Source organism: Burkholderia sp. BCC0405 (assembly GCF_902833075.1).
Classification (GTDB): Bacteria; Pseudomonadota; Gammaproteobacteria; order Burkholderiales; family Burkholderiaceae; genus Burkholderia.
This window is the reverse complement of record NZ_CADFEO010000029.1, coordinates 18,109-39,659: the sequence shown is the minus strand read 5'-3', so window position 1 is coordinate 39,659 and position 21,551 is coordinate 18,109. Positions and strand designations below refer to the sequence as shown.

General features: G+C 61.7%; 25 protein-coding genes. All 25 read left to right on the top strand.

What is annotated here, in order from left to right; all coding sequences use genetic code 11:
* The first annotated feature begins 5 nt into the window (after window positions 1-5).
* A complete protein-coding gene (locus HWX36_RS33380) occupies window positions 6-734 on the top strand; it encodes a PRTRC system protein B (RefSeq protein ID WP_175719099.1) in 729 nt (242 codons plus the stop codon).
* Window positions 731-1,366 (top strand): PRTRC system protein A, encoded by a 636-nt coding sequence (locus HWX36_RS33375; RefSeq protein WP_175958033.1) that lies wholly within the window; start codon window positions 731-733, stop codon window positions 1,364-1,366. Before HWX36_RS33380 ends, HWX36_RS33375 begins: the two co-directional genes overlap by 4 nt.
* Window positions 1,366-2,193: a PRTRC system ThiF family protein gene (locus HWX36_RS33370; protein WP_175958032.1), complete on the top strand. Its 828-nt coding sequence runs from the start codon at window positions 1,366-1,368 to the stop codon at window positions 2,191-2,193. The genes HWX36_RS33375 and HWX36_RS33370 overlap by 1 nt, the downstream gene beginning before the upstream one ends.
* A 270-nt stretch (window positions 2,194-2,463) precedes the next feature.
* Window positions 2,464-2,925 carry a hypothetical protein gene (locus HWX36_RS33365; protein WP_175958031.1) on the top strand — a complete coding sequence of 154 codons (462 nt, stop codon included), beginning with the start codon at window positions 2,464-2,466 and terminating at the stop codon, window positions 2,923-2,925.
* 87 nt (window positions 2,926-3,012) lie between these two features.
* Window positions 3,013-3,405, top strand: coding sequence for a hypothetical protein (locus HWX36_RS33360; protein WP_175719103.1), 393 nt, complete (start codon window positions 3,013-3,015; stop codon window positions 3,403-3,405).
* A gap of 8 nt (window positions 3,406-3,413) precedes the next feature.
* Window positions 3,414-3,887, top strand: a complete 474-nt coding sequence (locus tag HWX36_RS33355) for a hypothetical protein (RefSeq protein WP_175719104.1) — start codon at window positions 3,414-3,416, stop codon at window positions 3,885-3,887.
* A 215-nt stretch (window positions 3,888-4,102) separates the two neighbouring features.
* The gene (locus tag HWX36_RS33350; protein WP_175958030.1) at window positions 4,103-4,513 is read left to right on the top strand and encodes a hypothetical protein; all 411 of its coding nucleotides are present in this window, start codon (window positions 4,103-4,105) and stop codon (window positions 4,511-4,513) included.
* A gap of 78 nt (window positions 4,514-4,591) precedes the next feature.
* The gene (locus tag HWX36_RS33345; protein ID WP_175958029.1) at window positions 4,592-6,112 is read left to right on the top strand and encodes a hypothetical protein; all 1,521 of its coding nucleotides are present in this window, start codon (window positions 4,592-4,594) and stop codon (window positions 6,110-6,112) included.
* 14 nt (window positions 6,113-6,126) lie between these two features.
* Window positions 6,127-6,591 carry a hypothetical protein gene (locus HWX36_RS33340; RefSeq protein WP_175958028.1) on the top strand — a complete coding sequence of 155 codons (465 nt, stop codon included), beginning with the start codon at window positions 6,127-6,129 and terminating at the stop codon, window positions 6,589-6,591.
* A gap of 256 nt (window positions 6,592-6,847) precedes the next feature.
* Window positions 6,848-7,099: a DUF3717 domain-containing protein gene (locus HWX36_RS33335; protein ID WP_175958027.1), complete on the top strand. Its 252-nt coding sequence runs from the start codon at window positions 6,848-6,850 to the stop codon at window positions 7,097-7,099.
* Between the two features lie 116 nt (window positions 7,100-7,215).
* Window positions 7,216-8,241, top strand: coding sequence for an ATP-binding protein (locus HWX36_RS33330; protein WP_175958026.1), 1,026 nt, complete (start codon window positions 7,216-7,218; stop codon window positions 8,239-8,241).
* A 99-nt stretch (window positions 8,242-8,340) separates the two neighbouring features.
* On the top strand, window positions 8,341-9,270 hold the full coding sequence (locus tag HWX36_RS33325) for a hypothetical protein (protein WP_175958025.1): 930 nt from the start codon (window positions 8,341-8,343) through the stop codon (window positions 9,268-9,270).
* A 7-nt stretch (window positions 9,271-9,277) separates the two neighbouring features.
* Window positions 9,278-10,486, top strand: coding sequence for a VWA-like domain-containing protein (locus HWX36_RS33320; protein ID WP_175958024.1), 1,209 nt, complete (start codon window positions 9,278-9,280; stop codon window positions 10,484-10,486).
* Between the two features lie 275 nt (window positions 10,487-10,761).
* Window positions 10,762-11,808 (top strand): ATPase, T2SS/T4P/T4SS family, encoded by a 1,047-nt coding sequence (locus tag HWX36_RS33315; RefSeq protein WP_175958023.1) that lies wholly within the window; start codon window positions 10,762-10,764, stop codon window positions 11,806-11,808.
* A gap of 17 nt (window positions 11,809-11,825) precedes the next feature.
* On the top strand, window positions 11,826-12,206 hold the full coding sequence (locus HWX36_RS33310) for a conjugal transfer protein TrbC (protein WP_175958022.1): 381 nt from the start codon (window positions 11,826-11,828) through the stop codon (window positions 12,204-12,206).
* Window positions 12,199-12,510: a VirB3 family type IV secretion system protein gene (locus HWX36_RS33305; protein WP_175958021.1), complete on the top strand. Its 312-nt coding sequence runs from the start codon at window positions 12,199-12,201 to the stop codon at window positions 12,508-12,510. The genes HWX36_RS33310 and HWX36_RS33305 overlap by 8 nt, the downstream gene beginning before the upstream one ends.
* The gene (locus HWX36_RS33300) at window positions 12,507-14,984 is read left to right on the top strand and encodes a type IV secretion system protein VirB4 (RefSeq protein WP_175958020.1); all 2,478 of its coding nucleotides are present in this window, start codon (window positions 12,507-12,509) and stop codon (window positions 14,982-14,984) included. Before HWX36_RS33305 ends, HWX36_RS33300 begins: the two co-directional genes overlap by 4 nt.
* An 11-nt stretch (window positions 14,985-14,995) precedes the next feature.
* Window positions 14,996-15,208, top strand: a complete 213-nt coding sequence (locus tag HWX36_RS33295) for a hypothetical protein (protein ID WP_175958019.1) — start codon at window positions 14,996-14,998, stop codon at window positions 15,206-15,208.
* Between the two features lie 11 nt (window positions 15,209-15,219).
* Entirely contained in the window at window positions 15,220-15,960 is a 741-nt protein-coding gene (locus tag HWX36_RS33290) for a type VI secretion protein (protein ID WP_175958018.1), read from the top strand.
* Window positions 15,957-16,967, top strand: coding sequence for a type IV secretion system protein (locus HWX36_RS33285; RefSeq protein WP_175958017.1), 1,011 nt, complete (start codon window positions 15,957-15,959; stop codon window positions 16,965-16,967). The genes HWX36_RS33290 and HWX36_RS33285 overlap by 4 nt, the downstream gene beginning before the upstream one ends.
* A complete protein-coding gene (locus HWX36_RS33280; RefSeq protein ID WP_175958076.1) occupies window positions 16,967-18,295 on the top strand; it encodes a TraI domain-containing protein in 1,329 nt (442 codons plus the stop codon). The genes HWX36_RS33285 and HWX36_RS33280 overlap by 1 nt, the downstream gene beginning before the upstream one ends.
* Window positions 18,292-20,160: a conjugative transfer system coupling protein TraD gene (gene traD / locus HWX36_RS33275; protein WP_175958016.1), complete on the top strand. Its 1,869-nt coding sequence runs from the start codon at window positions 18,292-18,294 to the stop codon at window positions 20,158-20,160. The genes HWX36_RS33280 and traD overlap by 4 nt, the downstream gene beginning before the upstream one ends.
* Window positions 20,161-20,170: 10 nt before the next feature.
* Window positions 20,171-20,686 (top strand): hypothetical protein, encoded by a 516-nt coding sequence (locus tag HWX36_RS33270; protein ID WP_175958015.1) that lies wholly within the window; start codon window positions 20,171-20,173, stop codon window positions 20,684-20,686.
* Window positions 20,643-20,906: a hypothetical protein gene (locus HWX36_RS33265; RefSeq protein ID WP_175958014.1), complete on the top strand. Its 264-nt coding sequence runs from the start codon at window positions 20,643-20,645 to the stop codon at window positions 20,904-20,906. Before HWX36_RS33270 ends, HWX36_RS33265 begins: the two co-directional genes overlap by 44 nt.
* Window positions 20,896-21,501 (top strand): DUF4400 domain-containing protein, encoded by a 606-nt coding sequence (locus HWX36_RS33260; RefSeq protein ID WP_175958013.1) that lies wholly within the window; start codon window positions 20,896-20,898, stop codon window positions 21,499-21,501. The genes HWX36_RS33265 and HWX36_RS33260 overlap by 11 nt, the downstream gene beginning before the upstream one ends.
* Window positions 21,502-21,551 lie beyond the last annotated feature (50 nt).

Genomic DNA, 21,551 nt, shown 5'->3' with positions numbered 1-21,551 from the left:
GTGTTATGTCTGGTATCTCGGCCGGTAGAACCGGCTCTGATGTCACGTTGTCGCAAGCGCTGTTGCTCTATACGGGCAAGGATGGCGCGCATTTTGCGACAGCCCACGCTGTCATCGCTGACCGCCAAAGCGGTCGACCCGTCATTGGCGCCGGTCGTCCGCTTGACCGGAAGGTGCTTGTTCAAACCCTTCAGCATCTCGCCGAACACGCTGCCCCGCGGGCGGAGTTTTTGCCAGCGACGGTGCTCGGGGTCTCGCCAGAAGCAGTCACGTGGTGGTGTCCGCCAGCGATGCGCCGGGTGTTCTTCGAATGCGAGAGCCTCGGTAAGCGAAGCGCCGTGGTTCCGAATCCCGGGTTGGTGTTCCAGGCCTCGAATCAGGGCTTTTCCGTGTTTGCGGTGGCATGCAGCGATCGCCCCGTACGCGAGACGCCGCTGTTCGAGCCGCCGTACTTCAACACCTGGGACATGGGTCGGATCTGCATCGGTAGCGCGCGGGTTCCGAAGCGTGTGGATGTGGCGTCGATCGATGGCTGGGAAGCCGGGTTCTTCGACTCGGCCTTTACGCATCCGAATGCCGGCGGCAAACGCATCGATTACAAGGACGGCGAGTACGCGTTCTGGCGGGACATGCTCGACGGCAAGTTCGGCGAGACGTTTCCGCTCAACGCGCTGGTGCCGATGAGGCGGACGCTCGAGCAGCTGGTGAACGGCCAACTCGGGAGGAATGCATGAATCCGCTCGATACCGCTCTTCAGCAGTCGTTCCCCTCGGTGATGGTTCCGTCGCGGGAGGCCGTTGTCCCGATGGCGCGTTCGGGTGAGCGTCTGCTCATCGCATCGGATGGCGTCTATCTCGAAATCTCGCGTCCCTGGGTGCACGTGGTGCGTCGCATCGCGCAGTATGCGATCTCGACAGCTGTCCCGTACGGGAACGTCGATGAGACGACGGCGCTCTTGTGCGGGCAGATTCCGGCCGCGCTCGTCGCGGAGTTTCATGCGATGGCTCGGGCGGCATTGCCAAACGAGGTCGGTGCGTGGATCGTCTGGAACAGCGTGACCTTTACGTTCCGCATCGTTGCGTTGCCTTCGCTGTCGCACGGGCCAGGGCATCTGGTCTATGAGCGGCCGCGACTTGCAGACGGCGAATGGCTGGTGGTGGATTGCCATTCCCATGGCACGGGCCCCGCGTTCTTCTCGCGCACGGACAACAAGGATGACCAGCACGACGTGAAGTTTGCGCTCGTGCTGGGCCATTGCGATCGTACGCCGTCCGTCGCGCTGCGGCTTTGCGCGAAGGGGATCTTCGAGAAGTTCGAACGCGTGCCGGAGTCGTGGGCGGCCGCATTGACGATGGAGGTGATGTGATGAGCGAGGCGATCACTCACAATATTCCGGCCGACATGATCCGCCGGCCGTGGCGCGTCGTGGTGGTCGGCGCCGGCGGGACCGGGAGCGCCTTTCTTCCCAGTCTCGCGCGGCTGCATCACGCCATGATCGAGCTCGGCCACCCGGGCGGGATCGAATGTACGGTGTACGACGACGATACGGTCAGCGAGACGAATGTCGGGCGGCAGGGGTTCTATCCCAATGACGTCGGGCATTACAAGGCGCTGCTGCTTGTGAATCGGCTCAACAATCTGATGGGGACCAACTGGGTTGCGGAACCGCGGCGTGTGGATTCATCGGTGCGTATCGTGGCCGATATCGTGGTGGGCTGCGTCGACTCACGCCGCGCGCGGCACGCCATTATGCAGGCCGCAAAGCGGGGGAGTTGTCACTACTACCTCGACTGCGGCAACGAGACGGATCGCGGCCAGGTCATTCTCGGGGAACTCGGCAAGGCTCGGCACGACAGGCTGCCCCACGTGGGTGATCTGTTCCCGGATCTGCTGAATGCTCGGAATGACAAGGACGACGAGACGCCATCGTGCTCGATGGCCGACGCGCTGCGCAAGCAGTCGTTGGTAATCAACCAGGCGATTTCGGTGCAGGCGTTCAATTTGCTTTGGACGCTTTACCGGACCGGGACGCTGTCGTACTCGTCGGTGTTCGTGAACCTGGCAACGGGAAGAACGAATCCGGTGCCCATCGATCCGATGGCATGGGCCCGCTTTGGGTATGACGCGCCAAAGCCGAAGAAGTCGAGGCCTCGCAAGGGCGTGGTCACGATGGATCCGATTATCCCGTGGTAGACGGCAAACACAACTTCAACCAGCGCCTCCCGAGCAATCGGGCAGGCGCTTTTTTTTCGCCCAGAGGAAAGCGGGGCGGTTTTATCGATGATTCCGGCACGCGGCGTGGCCGCCCAGTTCTACACTGAACCTGTTTCTCGCGCTTCTGCGCATCGACCCAGCTGCATCGGCTTCGCCCGTGCGCATTTCTCTTACCGACAACGTGTCGGCTTCCCAGTCAGGGCAATCTCCCTGACGGGCGATTGCCCTTCTTTTTTTGAGGCAATCGTCATGTTCAAGCTTCTCATCTCTGTCCTGCTTCTCTCGTCCCTGACCGCGTGTGCTTCCTACGACTTCGGGTCTCCCGACGTCTACCAGCGCTATGACGTCCAGCGCGCGGGAGAAATCGAGGCGGCCACCGTCGTCAGCGTGCGCGGCATCACGATCAGCAGCGAGTCGGACCGATCCGGCCTGGCGTCGCTGCTTAGCGCGGGTGTGAGTACGTTTCTCGGCTCCCGCACGATCGGCGGCGGCAACGGCCGGTACATCGCCGGCGCGCTTGCCGGCGCCGGTGCGGCCTACGTTTCCCAGCGTCTGTCGGAATCGCTCGCGCGTCACGCCGGCCTCGAGGTCGTCGTTCGCACGGGGTCTGGTCGGACGTTGGTGGTCGTTCAATCCGACGAGCAGCGCTTCGCCCCCGGCGATCGCGTGATGCTCGTCAGCAGTTCTTCCGGCATGCGCATCACGCGCTAAGCCGTTCATTCGCCGGCAGCCGCCGGCTTCTTCCTGCATAGCGAGGTTCCCGTTCGGGGCCTCGCTTTTTTTTATTCCGAGGGCAAGATGTTCAAGGTACCGAAAGTTCTGTACGCGGACCGGCGCGCGGGTGGCGTCGCGTCCGATGCTGCATTGACTCACCACGCGACGCGAATGCTCCACCGTGTTGCACGCGATCTGCGGTTGCGCGCGGGCGAGCACGAGGTGGTGGCCGAGCCGGCGAAGGCTGGCCGCGGCTGCCGCGTCACGCTGCGTACCAGCCGGATGATGCTCGAAGTGGCGGATTCGTCGTCGCGTCAGCAAGTCGCGGTGTCGTTCCGCACCCGACGGGGCCACCGCGATTTGTCGGGCGGCGGCGACAACGTCGTGCCGCTCGCCCAACTCGACACGGACGAGGGCTACCAAGCCTTGCTTGGCGGCTTGCGGCTCGTGGATGGTCTCGATAGCGACCGGCGATAGGAGGTACGATGGAATTCGTTGATGTCCGTGTCGAATTTCCTTCGGGCCTGACGGTCGTCGATCGCGGATCGTACGACTCGGATGAGCAGATCGTTTTCATTTCCGTGCCGATGCGAGAGCTGCTGATCGCGGTCAAGGAAACGGAGCCGCCTCCGGCCGTGACGGCGACTTGGGACGGGTTTGAGGCAAGGCTGATACAGGCGACGGGGGATAGCTTCGACGTCGTGTCGGTAACCGAGCTTGCGTCGAAGCCGCGGTCGAGACTGGGTGCCCGGCTGGTTCGTGCGACGTGGTCGAAGGACCAGCGGCAGCAATTTGGGCGGTTTTGCCATACGTTGACGGTTTCTTCGATCGTCGGTGTGGTCGGCTACGTGCACGCCATCTCGGAGTTCTCGATCTGGGCCGCGATGAACGTCGCTGCTCTGGTCGTAATCGGTGTGATAACGTACATTGTCGGTATGGATTCCATGAACGGAGAATGAATATGTACTTCGGTCCTGTTGCACTGCTTCTGACGCTGGTGTTCTGCGGCTACGGCATCGTCGCATGCGAACGCGGTCGCAAGGCGGAACGCGACCAACGTCGTTCTCTGCGTCACCACACGCATTAAATCGATCTGACGGCCGCCCATCTGGGCGGCCGCTTTCCTATCAAGGGCTACACCTTTCGGTGTGGCCCTTTTTATTTTGAGGTTTCCATGTTTGAAGTTCTGGAGCAGCCGGAATTGCGGCCGCTGGAGGGGCATAAATTTGCCGGCAAGACGGTGGAGGAGGTCGCTCGTTACTTGGAGCAGGCGTTACGAGTTCCCGGTCTCGAGCCGGAATGGGTGATCGTTGCCAACCAATCGAGGTATGCGAACGAGGCCGTTTTTGGGCGAAAGCCGTGGTCCAAGTGGCCGGTTGACGCCGAGAATCAGCGGCGTAGTTCCGTGTCGATTCTGCGCGGTATGGTGGAAGGGTGGATCGTGCATATCGACACTATTTGGCGCGATGCAGGACTCGGGGTTGGCCACTGGCGAACCCAACCGCTCATTCGCATGAAGACGCTGACGCGTTCCGATGCCTGGGCCGTTGCGGCGGTGGTCTCTAACCTGATCGATATCGACTGACGCATCACCCTCTCTTTCTCCCAATCCGGGGCAACTGCCCGGATGGGGTGGTTGCCCCTTTTGCAAGGACAACCACTGATGTACACGATCCATACCCCCAACGAAGCAATCCACGTCGACACGCTGGCGCACGTTTTCCACGTGTTCTTCCACGACGCGTCGCTGTCTGCGTACGACACGTCGGAGATCTCGTTGACGCGTGGTCGTACTGCACTGCCGATCCTGCGCTACAACGGGGTCTTGACTGTCCGCCAGCCGGGCACCGCCCATGCGATCTTCACGGCGCTCTTTGCCGAGCTTCGTGACACCTGGTTCACCAAGGACGGGACGCACCTGCAGCCATGGCAGATCACCCGCAAGCGCTGGGAGATTTTCCAGTTCGTGTTTGAGCTGGCAGAGAAGCCTGCGTGGATGCTTTCCGGTCCGCAGCTGGAGGCCGAGGCCGGCGCTGCGCGAGCTGCTGGCGGTCACTTTCACCTACCCGATGTTTGCGATCAGGTCGCGGTGGACCTCTTCGGTTACACGTCGCAAGGACCGCGACTCTCGCTGTCGGGCGGGGTCAATGGCCGGCACGAGCTCCACGTAGCCTACGCGCTGTTTCAGGATCAGCCGATTCCTGACGCGGTGTTAGCGGACTATCGCGGGGACGCAAAGCGCTTCCAGTTCGACCTGCAGTGGTTCCCCGTCCTTCTGGAGGTTCCCGCTCTCCGTAACTCCCTTCCGTACAACGTCATGCAGTCCGCGGTGGCAATCTTCCGTCACGAGAAGCGGACGATCGATGCGGAACTCGGTGCGAGGGTCGTCGCGGCGTTGGAGTCCGCTCCGTCTGACAGTTCGTACGTCGACGTCGACGACAGGCTGTTCGCCGCTGGCGTCGTGGGCAAGCTGGCCCTTCCGGAGCATTACCAACGCCCCGTGGATGTTGGTGTCGCGATCTCTCCCGTTGCCGAGCGCTTGCGCGACCTGATAGGCGATGTGGTTCTGAGGAAGACGCTGGATGACCTCGAATCAGATCGGCAGAAAGGGCGGATCTCACAGCGGCGGTACGACCTGCAGACCGATATGGCGAGGCTGGATCGAGGGCGTACGACCTTCGAACGGCCGAACCAGTTTGCGGCCGCGGTCGAGGCCCGCGACGTCAGCTCCTTGCTGAAGGTCCTGGATCACCCGGATGGCTGGAATGACCAGAGCAAGCAAGTACTTCGCGAGCAGTTTGGACTGTCGCTGCGCGGGTTGAATTCGTCTCGTCGGCGGCGTGCGATCTTCGCGTTTTGCGGCTTCGATGAGGCGGAACAAGCCGAATGGGAGGCAAAGCAGGACGCCGCGAAGGCGCAACGGCGCGCCGACGAGGCCGCCAACGACGCGAAGAAGCAGGCCGGCCTCGCGCGATACCGGACACCTGACAACGTCGTCATCTCGGGCGTCGAGCATGTCGACCGTGCGATCGCTGATGGCTATTCCGAGATCCGCCGCTTTCGCCGTGGTGCGGCGACGCGCTATGCATTGGCAAAGCCGGGTTCCGCCGACGGACGTACGCTCCACGCCAAGAACGGCACGCTGGACTATGCCCGGTCGCGGCTGATGCCGCGCGCGGCCTGATCGAGGAGCGGAGCATGCGATTCGATCGAAAGGCGCGTTACGAGGCCTACAGCTGGACGCCTCGAAAGGAGCAAGCGTTTCTCAATCGGCACAAGCGAGTTGCGCGTAAGCTCGAGCGCGACTGCCCGCTGTTCGCAGACCAACTCGCGCCGGCACCGGAAACGGATGTCGAAGCGGAGAAGGCGCTGCGGATCGCCAGAACCCGGACGAGCGAGCAGCGAATGCGCGACCACGACGCAAGCGTGTGGCGCAAGGGGCGCGCGTCGTATTTCGCGTGCGATCCGGCGGTGCGCGCGCGCATCATGGCTGAATGGCGAGTGTGGCCGGGCCCGGCGAAACCGCAGTACTTCGTGTACGTGGTCGAGAAGTACAACGGGGTAGGCGAAGAGCGAACGCGCAGGATGCGCGAGCGAGAAGCCGAGATCCGTGCGGCGGTCCGTCCGATGTTGAATATCCAAGGCGATCTGCTTGAGATATGAGGGCTGGGGCTTCAGCCAATTTCGAACAACCGGCGCTTCGAGCGCCGTTTTTTTTTCGTCCGATCGCTGGCTGGCGGATTTAAAGCCGCTTGGTTTTCCCGACCTTTCCGGTTGGCCCCTGGCACCGGGCGTCCTACACTGGCTTTACTCACCGCGTCGTCGACGCATCGAATCCGCCGCAAAGCGGCCTTTTCCTGCCCCAGGGGATCACGTCCCGCAGGGCGTTGTTCACGGGGCGACACATTCGAGGTCACCCATGAACCAACCTGTCGTATCCACTCGCCTACCGCCGGACGTCGTCTCGATCGCTGAGATCGAGGTGGCGATCAACGTGTGGCGCAATCGCTCGCCGGCGCCGACCGGCCCCGACGAGCTGCTCGTACTTTGCCCCGAGGCGCGCGTGCTCGCCGACGTATACGGCGTGATGATCGTGACGCGCGAGACGTGCGTGCCGCGATCGTCATTGACGGACAAGCAGGTCGCCGCGCTCGTGGGCGCACACGCCTAAGCACCAAACAGCGTCTCCGGACGCATCGACACGCCGCATCGCGGCATCTCCCATCGCCCCGCAGGGTCACGTCCCTGCCGGGCGCGATTCCGTGGGGCTTTCTATTCCTGGACCCCATGAAACTCTCTCCCGCACGTCTCACCCAGCTGCTTCGCGTCTACATCCCCAACCGGCTCCCCGTCCTGATCACCGGTCGGCCGGGTTGTGGCAAGTCCGACATCGTCGAGGCCGCCACTGACGAGGCCGATCATGATCTCCTCATCAGCCACCCGGTTGTCGAAGATCCGACGGACTCGAAAGGGCTGCCGTTCCCCGCTGCCGATGGTTTGCATGCTCGCTTTCTGCCCTTTGGCGACCTCGAGCGTGCGCTCTCAGCAACGCGTCCGCTGGTCTGGTTCTTCGACGATCTCGGTCAGGCGTCGCCGGCAGTGCAGGCCGCCAAGATGCAACTGTTGCTCGCGCACAGGATCGGCGAGCATGTGCTGCCGGATTGCGTCACATTTGTCGCCGCGACCAACCGGCGCAGCGACAACGCCGGTGTCACCGGGATCCTCGATCCCCTGATCTCGCGATTCGCTGCTGTCGTCGAGCTCGAAGCGACGATCGACGACTGGACGGCTTGGGCAGTTCGTCAGAATGTTCCTCCCGAGCTGATCGCCTTCCTTCGCTTCAGACCGAACCTGCTGTGGGAGGAGCGCAGCAGCCGCGACATCGTTGCATCGGCCAGCCCCCGGAAATGGGGGTTTCTCGCCAAGACACTGCCGGCGGTTCCGGCTGATTTGTTGCCTGACGCGATCAACGCGACGGTCGGTGAGGGCGCTGGCGCCGAGTTGACCAGCTTCCTCGCAATCTATCGGGTGCTCCCCTCGGTTGATGCGATTCTCCTGAATCCGGACCTGGGTGCAATCCCCGAAGAGCCGAGCATTTTGTACGCGCTCACCGCGGCGCTCGCGCACAAGGCGAGCGATGGCAATTTCGAACGTGTTCTGCGGTATGCGGAGCGTCTCGTTGACGAAGGGTACCGCGAGTTCACGGCGCTCCTGGTGCGTGATGCAACCGCGCGTAAGCCCGAGCTGCAGAGCCACCATGCGTTTATCCGCGCGCTGGGTGGGGAGATCGGCAAGATCATCACCGGCAACTGACCACCTTCGCTTCCTGTTGTGATTTTCCCTGATGCCACGGCCGATACCGGTCCGTGGCTTTTTTTCGTCTCGCAATTCTCTGTCTATCTGTAGCTTTCCATGAACATCACCGATCTGCAGTCCAAGGTCATGCTGTCGTCTACCGCGATTTCCACGTGGGTCGCCCGTCGCTACGACGGGAAGGTCACCGAAGAGGTCGAAAAGAATCACAAGGCACGCGGCATCGGCCGTTTCAACAAACGGCTGCTGCCCGAACATGCACCGAGCTACGCGGAAGTCGTCTCGATTGGCGGCCGGATTCGCTCGTATTACTACAGCCGCACGCTGAAGTACGACCAGTTGGGCGTGCGTCTGCTGCCGACCATGGTCTACATGGAGGTGGCGGATCGCATGCGTGCCATGAAGGACGAGTTCGATCTCGCGGTGTCGATTTTCCTGACCGACTATCTCAACCTGAAGGACCGCGCGCGCGACGAGATGGGCACGTTGTATAACGAGGCCGACTATCCGTCGCTCGCCGAGTTGAAGGGCAAGTTCGGCATCAAGCTGTCCGTCCTGCCGTTTCCGGATGCCAGTCAGTTCGGGGTCGACTTGCCGAATGATGTGCTGACCGGCCTGCGTACGGAAATCGATCAGCACGCGCTCGCGTCGATCCAGACGGCAAACCGGGATCTGGTGGGTCGTCTGTACGAGGCCGTGTCGACGATGGGGAACCGCCTGTACGCGTCGACCAACGTCCGTCTCGACGTCGCGAACCACGTTCGCGAGTTGTGCGAGCTGTTGCCGAAGCTGAACTTCACGGACGATCCGAAGCTGAACCACATCCTCGAGCAGGCCAAGGTACATCTGGCCGCGCACGATGGAGCCGAGTTGAAGGAATCGATGGTGCTGCGCTCGCAGGTGGCCGCGAAAGCGACCGAGATCGAGGACCTGATGGCCGCCTTCATGGGCGGCGCGCTGGCCGCGCCGATGACCGATCAGATCACCGATCAGTCTGCGCCGCGCCTGGCGTTCCTCGCTGCAGCGTGAGGTCGCGATGGACTCACGCATTTCGAAGCAACGCACGGCACTGGTGCTTGACCACCCCTTCATCGGCGCGCTGGCGCTGCGGCTCAAAGTCCGTGAGGACCCGAGCTGCAAGACGTTCTGGACGGACGGCGAATCGCTGGGCTACAACCCGGAATATGCCCAAACTCTGAACGACCTGGAGGTTCGCGGCGTGTTCGCGCATGTGGTATGGCACGTCGCGGCTGGCCACTGCTGGCGCCAAGGTCATCGTGACCCTGAGGGCTGGAACGAGGCGTGCGACTACGTCGTCAACGCGATGGTGGTGGCTGCAGGGATGCAGCTCCCGCCCGGCGCGTTGATAGATGCCCGCTTCAAGGGGATGTCGGCCGAGGAGGTCTACGGCATTCGCCAGCACGAGAAGCGCCAGGCCGCGAAGAAGCCGGGTGGCAAGCAGGCATCCGATGCTCAGCCGGGAAGCCAGCCTGCCGATCCGTCTGGCTCGCCGGGTTCTCAACCGGCCGGCGCGGCGGATGACCAGGCCACGGAACCTGCGCCGTCTTGCGGGGAAGTTCGGCAGTATGCCGGGCCCGACAAGGCGGCAAAGGAGGCTGAGTGGAAGGTGGCCGTGCTTCAGGCTGCGAAGGCAGCGCAGGCATGCGGCAAGCTTGGCGGCGCGCTACAAGCCTGCGTCGAGGAGGCCGTGGCCGCGGTGGTCGATTGGCGTTCGCTCTTGCATCGCTTCGCTCAAGATGCGGCGCCGACCGACTATACGTGGGCCCAGCCGAACCGGCGATACCTGCACCTCGGGATGTACTTGCCGTCGTTGGGCGAGCCGGCCGTAGGTGACGCCGTGTTCGTCCGCGACGCCAGCGGCTCGGTTTGGGACGAGACGCAGGCGCAGTTTGCGGCCGAGATCCTGTCGGTTGCCGACGCGGTACGCCCGCGGCGGTTGATCGTAATGGACTGCGACGAGCGCGTGACGCAGGTGCAGATGTTCGAGCGTGGGGAGCCGGTCGAGCTGGCGCCGTTGAAGGGTGGCAGTGGCACCTCGTTCGTCGACCCGTTTCGACGGCTCGAGAGCGACGAGATCGAACCCGCGTTCCTCGTGTACCTGACCGACATGGAAGGGTCGTTTCCGTACACAGAGCCGCCGTATCCGGTGCTTTGGGCGTCGACGACACCGATAAGGCGCGCACGACGCGCACCGTTCGGCGAGACGATCGAGGTCGTTTGTTGATCGGCATCTGTTGCACGCAATTTTCTGAAATCCGCCCGGTCTTCGTGACCGGGCTTTTTTTTGCCCGCCACAAACGCATGCCATCGGAATGCCGGTTCGTTTGGGGCGAAAGCTATGCGTTTTTCTGGAGCATTTCGGGTTTTCCCCTTCAACCGGTTGCGCGCAATTCGGTGCAACGGCGGCGTCGCGGCGGACGTCCTCAGGCGCGCGAAAGCTGTTCAATTTAGCCATTCTTTCGGGCGATTGGCGGATGTGCCAGCTTGAACAATAGCTGCATGTCTGAGATTGCCGAAAACCCCTTTTTGAAGGTCGCGAGACTCGAGGAGAACGCTGTACAGCTGTTCTTCGAGTCGTTGAAGCTCATCAAACCATACCTCGAATCCCCGAACGTCGCCGAAGTCATGATCAATTCGGCGAACAACATCTGGGTCGAGGAGCGGGGCGCGATGCGTCGGCTCGACGTGGAGTTCAATCCGGCGACGCTGACAGGTGCGATCCATTCGCTTGCGGCCTCGGTTGAGAAGTCGGCGCAGGCCGGGACGGCCCAGGGGATTATCAACGGCGGCCACAAGAACCTCCGGATCGCGACGGTGATGAAACCGACCGCGATCGACGGCGACGCGCTCGCGATTCGCCGGCATCGCGAGACCAACCTGTCGATCAACGATTACGCGCGGATGGGCGCGTTCTCCCGGGTACATGCGAAGCGAGACATCGATCGTCCGATTTTCCCACCCGGTGTCGCGGACGAAGCGCTCGCCGACGCGTTCACCGCGATGGTCAAACAGCGCGCCAACGTACTCGTCGCCGGCGGAACTTCGACCGGTAAGACAACGTTTCTGAACGCGCTGAATGCCCTCATCCCCAGCGAGGAGCGGGTCATCACGATCGAGGACACGATGGAACTGAAGGTCGATCTTCCGAACCGTGTCCGACTGCTGTCGAACCCTGACAAGGGTGTGACAACGCAGGTTCTGGTGGCGCTTTGCCTGCGGTTCCGCCCCGACCGAATCATCGTCGGCGAAGTGCGCGGCGGGGAGGCGTACGACTTCATCCAGGCGCTCAGCACCGGTCACGACGGGGGAATGGGATCGATCCACTCGAACGATGCGCGTGGTGGCCTAAGCCGCCTCGAGAGCCTTGCGATGCTCGGCATCCCGCTGGGTAGTCGCTGGGAGCTCACGGACATGCGCAAGGCCATTGCCGACTGCTTCCACTATGTCATCCATCTTCGCCGATCGGGCGAGCTGCGCCATGTATCGGAAGTGCTGGCGATCAAGGGTTTCAAAGACGGGGATTACGTCCTCGAACGCGTTTTCTAACCACACGGGGTTCATCGATGAAGAAGCACATTCAAACGCTGTTTTCTCTGGTCCGGAAAAAGATCCTGGATACCAGCCACTACCTGTTCGGGCGTGGCCAACGCGTCTCCACCCTGATCGCGCTGGCCCTCACGTTTGCCGCGCCGGCCGCGAAGGCGGTCGACCTTTCCGACCTCGGAAATGCCGCAAATCTGGTTTGCCTGATTCAGGCCTATGTCAGTGGACCGTGGCTACTCGGGATCGGCATTGTTCTGATTATCGTCGGTGCGGTGGCGATTGCGAACTCGGAAAGCAATATCGGGAAGTTGCTCTCGACGGTGATTGTCGGCCTCGGGTTTGCGTCGTGCGCGACTGCGCTCGTTAAAAACCAGCTGAAGATCAACTACACCTGTGCGTGAGCGAAAAAAAGTCAGCCGGTCGCTTTCGTTGCCGCGCCAGATGGGCGGCGCCGACCGCGGCCTCGCGATCGCCAATGGGACGCTAACGGCGCTGCTGTGCTACAGCAGCATGTCGCCGATCTATCTGGTCATCGGCATCCTGGTGCACGGGTTTCTCCGTTGGCTGTCGTCAAGCGATCCGTGGTGGAAGGAGGTGCTGGTCGTCTACAACCGGTATCCGGACGTACACGAGCCATTGCATACCGTCGATGTCGCTGCCCGATTCAGGCGGCCGTATGGATTTGATCAGGAGCTCCCCCTGTGAGTGCGAACCCGAAGCGACGGGCGATTCAGGAAATCGCCCCGTGGGCGACGATGGTGACCCCCGAAATCATCTTAGACAAGGACGGGTCGCTGCTAACGCTGTACACGTTCGAAGGCGTGGATGCGGATAGCCCGAATGCCGGCGAAATCTCGGCGGCGCGTGACAACCTCGACCACGCCTGCAAGAACTTCGATCACCGGATCACTGCATGGTGGCGCATGTCGCATCGCCGGGTTCGGGGCGCGATCGGTGGCGAATTCGCGTCAGAGATGGATCGACACGTGGACGCAATCAACCAAAAGAGCGTGGGGAGTGGGAAGTACTTCCGCAATATCCACTCCCTCGCCCTCGCGTATACGCCTGAAACAGGTATCAACAAGCTGTTCGAGAAGGTCGCCTATCACATCACGGTGGGCGGAAAGTCGGTGCCGATAGCCTTGCTCGAAACCGTCAAGGATTTGGTGCTCGCGCGCAGCGCATTTGTTTTCGACATGGAGCGAATCACGTCTGATATCAAGCGCTTCGAGGGGATTCTGGACGCTTTCAAGGGCGGTGTCGCGCGGCTGAGGATGCAGCGTCTCCAGTTGCAGAATGCGCTTGCCTTTCTTCACCAGACAGCGAACCCATCCGTCCCGCCGCGGCGCGTGCGCTACCCGGTGACGATGCTTGACACCCACCTGACGGAAAGCTTCGTGACCTACGGCGCCGAGCACATCATGTTCGAGTCGGCTCACGGCACGCGCTACGCGAAGATCATCGCGGTCAAAGAGTGGATGGGTTTTCAGGAAGCTGCACTTGACGTCCTCGCCGACGTCGACGCCGAGTTCGACGTGTGCGTCATATTCCGATTCCTGTCTACCTCCAAGGCGCAGGCGTACATCGAAAAGATGCGCAAGTTCTACAAGGTAGCCGCGTTCAGTCCGGTCAAGATCCTGAAGAGTTTCTTCTCGAAAGACGAGAAGAAGGAAAGCATGGAGAACGAGAAGGGGCGCGAGATCCTCGCCAAAGAGGCGGAAACCGCGCTTGCGCGCCTGATTGCAGAGGGGCAGCAGTACGGCTTCGTGAACATCTCGGTAGTGGTCTATGGGGACACGACCGACGAGTGCGACGATAACGCACGCGAGATTGTCGGCCGCATCGGCAATGCTGGTTTCGGAGTTTTGATCGAGAAGCGCAACCTGCCGGCAGCCTGGGCTTCGACGCTGCCCGGACGGTGGGATCAGCAGAAGCGATTGCAGTTCGTTGAGACGCCCGTGGTATCGGATATTGCGCCGGTGCGCGGCGTTGCGGAAGGCAGCGACGTCAACCCATGGCTCACGCAGCAGTTGGGCAAAAAGGTCGGCCCGCTGACGCTCCTGCCGACTCGGCACCGGACGCTGCAGCGCATCACGTTGCATGACCCGAGCGGGAAGTCGCATACGTTGATCGTTGGCCCGATCGGCGCAGGCAAAACGATCTTTCTCAACTTTCTCGTTTCGCAAACCGGACGCTTCGGGCCGCGGCGGATCAAGTTCGACAAGAATCGATCGACGCGCATCCCGACCGTATTCGCAGATGGCAAATTCGTCGATGCGACCGGCAAATTCGCAGCCGCGACGCAGGTCAACCCGCTATCGCTGTTGGCCGATCCCCGGCACTACACCTACGTGTCGGATTGGGTTCAGATGGCGATCGAGGGTGACGGTGAGGACTTCCGGTGCAGTCCGCAACAGCAGCGGACGATTTACGAGCGCGTCGTGACGCTCGCGCAAGGTTATCCGCGCGAGTACTGGACGCTCTCGTATCTGGCCCCGCTGCTGCCGGCCGAGCTGCGTGACCGCCTTCAGATTTGGACGCAGGGCGAGAAGAATGGTCGCTTCTTCGATCACGTGGAAGATGCGTTCTCCCTTTCGGATGACTTGGCGATCGAGATGGGTGAGCTGTTCGAAAGCTACCCGGTTGCCGCCGCGCTGTTCATGGACTACGCGTTCTATCGGATTTCGCAGTGGCTCGACGGAAAGCGCGTCACGATCATCGAGGTCGAGGAGTGCGGCTTCTTCTTCCGGTACCCGCGCTTCTACGCGCGACTGGAAATGTGGGCGGTCACGATCCGGGGCCTTAACGGCACCCTCGTCATGGCGACCCAGTCGCTCAGCCAGCTTGAGCGAGTCCCGAACTTCGAGATCCTGAAGGAGAACATCCAGAACTTCTTCTTTCTGCCGAACCGCGACGCGGTCAACAACAAACGTCTCTACAGGGACGTGTTCGGGTTGACCGACGACCAGATCGACATGATCAGCAACGGCATTCCCAACCGAGACTACCTATGGGTCACACCGGACCACTCTCGGATGTTGCAGGCGAAGTTTCCGAAGGAAGCACTCGCGATCTTGCGTGCCGACGGTGCGGCGCAGCGGACACTCGACAAGCACCTTGCAACCGGCTCGCCGACCTGGCGTGAAGACTATCTGCAGGAAATGGCCACCCTTGACTGACAGGAATCCAGATGAAGCGAATTTCGACGCCAACCCAACAGCCTCTGTACCGCGAAATGTTCGGGCTCACGGTCGACGAGATTGACCAGATCGCCGTTGGGACACCCGTTCGCGCGCACCTGTCGGCCCTACGGGGCAGCCAGCAAAGCTCGTCCGTGCATCTGCCGCGAGACACACCCATGACGCCGTGCGCCGATCGTGCGGCACGTTTCCCACTCGACTGAAAGGCCCAACGATGAAACTCCTGCCGACCTTCCGCGCCGCGGCCTTCGCGGCCTCCATGTTCGTTGTCCAGCATGCGTCTGCGCTCGAAGTCTTCGATCCGATCAACTATGTGCAGAACGTGATTTCGGCGGCGAAGGCCGTCAAGGGCGAGATCTACCAGAACACCAACATCCTCTACCAGTACCAGATGATGGTGAACGATCTGCTGCAGGCGCAGAACCTGAACCCCGCCGCGTGGAAGGCTGCGTACGACCAGATCACGGGCGATATCAACAAGGTAAAGGGGCTGGTAGGCACGCTCCAGGGGCTCTATGGGGATCTGAAGAAGGGCGGTGAATGGGTCACGCAGGTGCAGGGGTTGATCAGCCGGTCGGGCAAGTCGAACGCGCAGTGGTTCTCCGACATGAACACGTTGTACCAGCAGAACGACAAGATCGCGCGGAACCTGTTCCAGATGGGCTCCGACATCATGCAGCACACGACCGAGATGGCTTCGCGCCGGCAGGAACTGCAGTCGCAACTGTCGTTGTCGCCGACCCAGCAGGCGACGGCCGAGATCACGACACACTATCTCGATATCGTGACGAGCCAGAACGCGGACATCCTCCAGTTGAACGCTGCCAAGGCACAGAAGGACGCTCAGAAAGACGCGCAGCAGGCGGAGGAGGACAAGGAGAAGTCGGCTGACGCAGAGAAGTTCATGTCGAAGCAACAGGCCGAACGGGCCGCCTACGGAGTCACCGAACAATGAAGAGCGGCGTAGTGCGTTCGTGGATTGTTTGCGGCTTGCTAATTCTAGTGCTTGCGCTGCCAAACATCGCGCGAGCGTCGATGATGGACAAACTCAAAGACATGTTGCCGTCTGGCTGGAGCTCGAGCTATGTGAAGGGCGAGGTAGCGAAGGGTGCGACTGCGGCTATCGAAGAGATTACGAAGATCCTCAATGACCTGATCGACCTCGCGGTGGAGCTCAGCAAGACTCTTGACAAGGATTCGGACAAGATGGCAGGTGGTCTTGCCGTGATCACCCTTGTACTGGCGGCGGTCCGGTACGCCGCGACAAGAGACCCCGTAGCCGCCTGGCAGAGTCTGTTTGAAGACTTGGCCGTTTTGGGCATCTTCGCGGCTGTCTATGTGTCGTATGGCAAGTGGGCACCGGGATTCTACAAGTGGTTCAACGACATGGCGATCGCGGTTTCGGGGACGGACGCGCAGTCGCTGCCGATGTCCATGGTGAAGACTGCCGGCGCGCTCTACGACGCGGTCATGGAGGCATTGAAAGCGGAGCATTGGTACAACTACATGGCGTTGTTGATCAATCTCTTGCCGCTGCTTGCTGCCTGGGCGTGCCTGATGGTTGCCTCTCTGGTCTTTCTCTTCTTCATCTCGCTCGGGACGATTCAAATGGCCGTTGCGATCGTGATGGGGAAGATAGCGTTCGCGCTTGGGATGTCGGAATACACGCGGGGATGGTTCAAGAGCTGGCTCGATTTCACGATCGGCGCTGGCATGTACATGGTCGTCGCCGCGATCCTTCAACGATTGATGACCGACACGCTCGCTAAGGCATTCGGAAGCGCGATAGCGAAGGGTTTGACTACTCCCTTTGCGGGCAGCCTGGCGCTGGACTTGTCGATCTTCGTGTTGATTCTGTCTTTCGAGATTCCGAAATTTGCGTCGATGTTCGGTGGTGGCGCTAACGCAAGCGGTGGCGCGATCAAAGGCCTGACGAAACTCGCGACGAAGGGCTTGGCGTGATGATGGAGGTTCGTCTCTATGAACCCGTGCACGTCGGGGAGCTCACGACGCGCAACGAGCGCCGCATCGACCTCATCGCACAATGTGCGAACGAGTCGTCGCGCGATGAATTTGAGCGTAAGTGGATGTTGCTGGTCCGACGCTGCGCGGATTGGTTCTCATCCCTTCCGTTCAGCCCGGAGCTGTACCGTGAGCCGGCCGGCGCGTTCCGCTGGACGGTGGAAACGGCGTTCTATGCAATGCGCCTTGCGGGTGGGCTGAAGTTCGGTACGAATTTGACGTCGGAGCGCCGCCGCCGCATTGAGCCACAGTACAACTACGGTGTGTTTCTCGCGGCGATTTGCTCGGGCTTGGACGAGCCCTATCGGCATTTCGAAGTCGAGCGAGCAACAGACCGGTCGATCTGGAACCCGTCCGTCCACGGTGCGGTTGGGCCGTGGCTTGCGGGCGCGAACTATCGCCTGGCACGGCGGGCGGCACCGCTACCGGTCGAGCGCATGCGCACCGGGATGCTGGCGCAGGCGCTGGTCGGGGCCGAACTGCTCTCGGGACTGGACTCCGAGGTGCTGGCCGAGATATTCGGCGCGATCAACCCCACGCAGAGCCCGATGGGCGTGGAGTCGCTGATCCACAAGGTCGTGCGACAGGCGGTCGCGACGGCGGCCGATTTTGACCGGAAGGCGCAACGAGCGGTTTTCGAGCCCGTAACGTTCGCGGTGCCGTCGGCAATCCATGTGGCCGCCGAGTTGGAGCCGAAGGTTGACCCGGTAGTGGCCGCAGCTGCCGCGGCGCAGCCGACGCCAACGCAACCGGCGACAGCGGACCCTGCTCCGGCGCCCGCTGCAGCGGGAGGCGAGGCGGCGTCCGGCCCGGCGCTGCCGCCGGCTGCGTCCACCAGAGATGCGATTGGGGTGACACCGGCTGTTAAACCGCCGCCGTCACTGGCGACACCGAAGGGACAGGATGAGCGGCAAATGGCGCTCGAGCTTCCGCCGCCAGTCCCGGCCGTCAATCCGGCCGAAATTCGGCGTGAGCTTGCCGCAGCTGTGCCGGCTGGGGATCGATTTGACGAAATCCTGAAGGGCACGCCGCGCATGATTTCCGAATTCTTCGCGGCATTGCAGCAGGACGTCGCCGGCGGCAAGGCCAAGGTGCGCTGGACCGACAAGGGGCTTGCGGTGTCGAAACGCACGATCGGCGGATACGGCGTCGCCAGCGACACCCTGATCGAGCATTTGCGCAGGCGTAACCTGCTGCTCGCCAACGAGCCGACCGAGGTGACGCTGGCGCCGCGTATCGGTGAACTGATCCAGGAGCGCGGTGCGTGAGGGGCTACATCAACCACTTTCGGCCGATCTACGAGGTTCGCGCGGCATTCGGCTGGGTGATTGCGCTCCTTGCGCTGCCGCTCTCGGGTATGCCGTACGGCTGGGCCTTCACGCTGATCGCTCTCGCGTTGTTCGCGTTCCGTTCGGGGCAAGTTTGGCGCGCGCTCAAGTTTCGAATGGGCCTGTCGACGAAATGGCTGACGACGCTGGCAGTGCCCACGTTGCTCGCGATCCAAGCCCGCATGCGGGAGGAAGTGAATGCAATGTACCTCGGCACTGGGTTCGAATGGACGCAGAAGCACTGCCAGATGGCCCACGACATTCTGCGGATGCCGACCACCGAGATCCCTGGGCTGCCGAAGTGGTTGCCCAAGACGAAGACCGGGCGCGCGTTCGAGGAGATGATCGAGAACCTCTTTGCGCCGAAGGACAGCATCCGGGACCGGACGCCGCAGGGTGCCTCATGGATACACGGTCTTGAGCCGGCGAAAGGCCACGTGCCGTTCCACTACAAGGCAATGGGTGGCCATACGGCGGTTGGCGGCACGACTGGCTCCGGCAAGACGCGTACGTACGAGGTCATCTCCACGCAGGTCATCCACTGCGGCGACGTGCTGATCGACATCGATCCGAAGAACGATAAGGAGTGGAAGGCCCGCGCCGAGCGCGAAGCGAAGCGTACCGGCCGGAAGTTCCTCTATTTCAATCAGGCCAAGCCGTCCGAGTCGATCCATCTCGAGCCTCTCGATAGCTGGTCGCAGCCATCCGAAATCCCCAGCCGCATCGCGCAGCTGATGGAAGAGGGGCCGTTCCGGGATTTCGCGTACCTGTTCATCAGCCGTTCGGTGAACGGCGAACTGTATATCGGCGATAAGCCCAACCTGCGCTCGATCCTGAAATACGCACAGCTCGGAATCGACCCGCTCCTGGAGAAGGCGCTCAAACGATTCTTCATCGAACGCGGACTGACCGACTGGGAAGAGCTGGTCACGGCGGACACCGTCAAGATCGCAAACAAGCCGGGCTCCACGCGCGTCGACGCGATGATCTCGTTGTATCAAGCGCGGTTTGGTGCCAACGATCGCGGTCACGAGGCGATCGACGGGCTGATCGCGACGCACGTGCACGATCGCGAGCACTACATGCGGATCATCGCGTCGGCATTGCCGCTGCTGCAGATGCTTGCCACGGGTGAGACCGGGTTGATGCTTGCGCCGAAGGTCGACGATTTCGAGGACGAACGCGAGATCTGGACGATCGAGAAGGTCATTCGCCAGAAAGCGGTTCTACACATCGGCCTTGACTCGCTGTCCAACAGCATCGTCGCGAAGGCGATCGCGTCGATGATCCTGGCCGACGTATCGGCCGTGTGCGGCTCGATCTACAACTTCTACGACGAACCGCCTGAAGTCGTGCTGATCATCGACGAGATCGCCGAGGCGATCAACGAACAGGTGATCCAGATCCTTAACAAGGGCCGAGGTGCTGGCTTCAAGGCGTTCGTGGCGTTTCAGACGCGTGCCGACCTCGAAGCCAAGTTGGGGAATGCCGCGAAAATGCTGCAGGTTTTGGGGAACCTGAACAACCAGATCATCTTACGCTTGGAAGACACCGACACGGCTGAATGGTTCTCGAAGAAGGTGGGGGATACCGCGATCCGCAACCTGATCGTCTCGAGCAGCACGAGTAAGGCCAGCGAAGGCCACGTCGGCGAGTTCACCGGTTCGGTGACGCGGTCGCAGCAGTTAGAGGCAGTGCCGTTGATTCCGACGCGTCTGATACAGACCCTCCCGAACCTGCAGTACTTCATGCGGATCTCGGGCGGCGCGGTGTACCAGGGACGTATTCCAATTCTCACAGGCTAAAAAACCACGCATGTCTGCCGTTTTCAAAAAAATTATTCGCGAGCACAAACTGTCCGCACACCTGACCCCTGTGTTCACCTTCGCCCCTGAGCTGGAGCTCGTGTGTGCGCGCGTGGCGGACTTTGTCGGTGAGCACTTCATCGGGAAGGCAGAACCGCTCGTCAAGGAGATGTTTGTGGACGCGCTCACCGCATTCAAGCGCGTGCGCAAGACGGGCGATCCGCACGTCGCGTTCATGCAGGGCCTGTTTTCCTCGGCGCACATGCTGTATGCGCGGCGCTTCGTTGTGCGCGATGGCGAGCGTTTCCACGTGTGGTTGCCGATGTTCGAGCCGGTGACGACCTTCGAGTCGCGCCATAAGCTGCCGGCTGAGATGATCGACGAACGGTGTCCGGAGAAAATCAGCCAACGCTCCGCAGCATTCCAGCTCGCGTCGCGAGCGCTCACGGGTGAAACCTTCCGTCTCTACTTCGAGGAATACGATGTCGCTCACGCCTTTTCTGATTCGGACGCTGACCAGGGTTGACGAGTACACCGTGCGCCGGGCGATGTCCACCGCCGCAGCGCAGGACGATCCGCTTGCCGCGCCTCCCGAGGAATTTAGAAAGGGTGCCAACGCGATGGCGTATTCGCTCGCGATGTTCATCAGGCGGCGGCCGGTGCAGTTCTACGTTGGGCTGTCCGGGCTGATCGCGTTGCCGATCTATCTGATCGGGAGCTTCATGGGAGAGCTGTATGGCGGGTAGCCGATTCGTTGGGCACATCAAGATGTGGTTCTTCTTTGTGCCGCTGCTGTCCGTTGCATTGATGCCGGCGGTGCCAGACTCGTCCCTATTCGAGATTCCAGATGCTGAGGCCGCGTCGGTGGTGGCGAGCCTTGGGGAAGTGCGAACCGCCGAAGCGATCAACTCGACGAACCGAACCTTCAGACACTACTTCGTCGAAACAGGGTTGGTGCAGGCCTCGATGGAGCAGACGCGAGACTCGCAGATCGGAGACGGAGGCATGACGGACTTTGCGAACCGGTGGGTCCACAATTTTTGGCGACTCGTGTACCGGATGGTCTACCGACTCACGGTGATGAAGTACTGGCTTCTCGGCACGCTGGTGTTCGGGGCGGCGATGTTCATTGACGGGACGGTGCGTCGCAAGGTGCGAGCGGCGGCCGCCGGCTACGTCAGCCCGCTCTCGTTTCATTTGGCCGGCCACGGGATTCTGCTCGTTTTCGGGGTGGCGTTCACGGTGCTGATCGCGCCGGTCCCGCTCCTGGCCCCGTATTGGTTGGCGATAGCTGGAAGCCTCGGCGCGCTCCTCTGGAAAGCAGCATCTTCATACCAGTAGCCCCGGAAAGCTCCAGTTTTCCGTATAGCTTTTTGCCGGATGGCCCACAA

Bases quoted from the DNA above. Each gene is read 5' to 3' on its own strand.
- HWX36_RS33330 (WP_175958026.1), top strand. From the start codon at position 7,216: ATGAAACTCTCTCCCGCACGTCTCACCCAGCTGCTTCGCGTCTACATC.
- HWX36_RS33335 (WP_175958027.1), top strand. From the start codon at position 6,848: ATGAACCAACCTGTCGTATCCACTCGCCTACCGCCGGACGTCGTCTCG.
- HWX36_RS33310 (WP_175958022.1), top strand. From the start codon at position 11,826: ATGAAGAAGCACATTCAAACGCTGTTTTCTCTGGTCCGGAAAAAGATC.
- HWX36_RS33340 (WP_175958028.1), top strand. From the start codon at position 6,127: ATGCGATTCGATCGAAAGGCGCGTTACGAGGCCTACAGCTGGACGCCT.
- HWX36_RS33320 (WP_175958024.1), top strand. From the start codon at position 9,278: ATGGACTCACGCATTTCGAAGCAACGCACGGCACTGGTGCTTGACCAC.
- HWX36_RS33325 (WP_175958025.1), top strand. From the start codon at position 8,341: ATGAACATCACCGATCTGCAGTCCAAGGTCATGCTGTCGTCTACCGCG.
- HWX36_RS33315 (WP_175958023.1), top strand. From the start codon at position 10,762: ATGTCTGAGATTGCCGAAAACCCCTTTTTGAAGGTCGCGAGACTCGAG.
- HWX36_RS33365 (WP_175958031.1), top strand. From the start codon at position 2,464: ATGTTCAAGCTTCTCATCTCTGTCCTGCTTCTCTCGTCCCTGACCGCG.
- HWX36_RS33290 (WP_175958018.1), top strand. From the start codon at position 15,220: ATGAAACTCCTGCCGACCTTCCGCGCCGCGGCCTTCGCGGCCTCCATG.
- HWX36_RS33380 (WP_175719099.1), top strand. From the start codon at position 6: ATGTCTGGTATCTCGGCCGGTAGAACCGGCTCTGATGTCACGTTGTCG.
- HWX36_RS33360 (WP_175719103.1), top strand. From the start codon at position 3,013: ATGTTCAAGGTACCGAAAGTTCTGTACGCGGACCGGCGCGCGGGTGGC.
- HWX36_RS33295 (WP_175958019.1), top strand. From the start codon at position 14,996: ATGAAGCGAATTTCGACGCCAACCCAACAGCCTCTGTACCGCGAAATG.
- HWX36_RS33355 (WP_175719104.1), top strand. From the start codon at position 3,414: ATGGAATTCGTTGATGTCCGTGTCGAATTTCCTTCGGGCCTGACGGTC.
- HWX36_RS33370 (WP_175958032.1), top strand. From the start codon at position 1,366: ATGAGCGAGGCGATCACTCACAATATTCCGGCCGACATGATCCGCCGG.
- HWX36_RS33280 (WP_175958076.1), top strand. From the start codon at position 16,967: ATGATGGAGGTTCGTCTCTATGAACCCGTGCACGTCGGGGAGCTCACG.
- HWX36_RS33270 (WP_175958015.1), top strand. From the start codon at position 20,171: ATGTCTGCCGTTTTCAAAAAAATTATTCGCGAGCACAAACTGTCCGCA.
- HWX36_RS33350 (WP_175958030.1), top strand. From the start codon at position 4,103: ATGTTTGAAGTTCTGGAGCAGCCGGAATTGCGGCCGCTGGAGGGGCAT.
- HWX36_RS33285 (WP_175958017.1), top strand. From the start codon at position 15,957: ATGAAGAGCGGCGTAGTGCGTTCGTGGATTGTTTGCGGCTTGCTAATT.
- HWX36_RS33375 (WP_175958033.1), top strand. From the start codon at position 731: ATGAATCCGCTCGATACCGCTCTTCAGCAGTCGTTCCCCTCGGTGATG.
- HWX36_RS33265 (WP_175958014.1), top strand. From the start codon at position 20,643: ATGTCGCTCACGCCTTTTCTGATTCGGACGCTGACCAGGGTTGACGAG.
- HWX36_RS33345 (WP_175958029.1), top strand. From the start codon at position 4,592: ATGTACACGATCCATACCCCCAACGAAGCAATCCACGTCGACACGCTG.
- HWX36_RS33260 (WP_175958013.1), top strand. From the start codon at position 20,896: ATGGCGGGTAGCCGATTCGTTGGGCACATCAAGATGTGGTTCTTCTTT.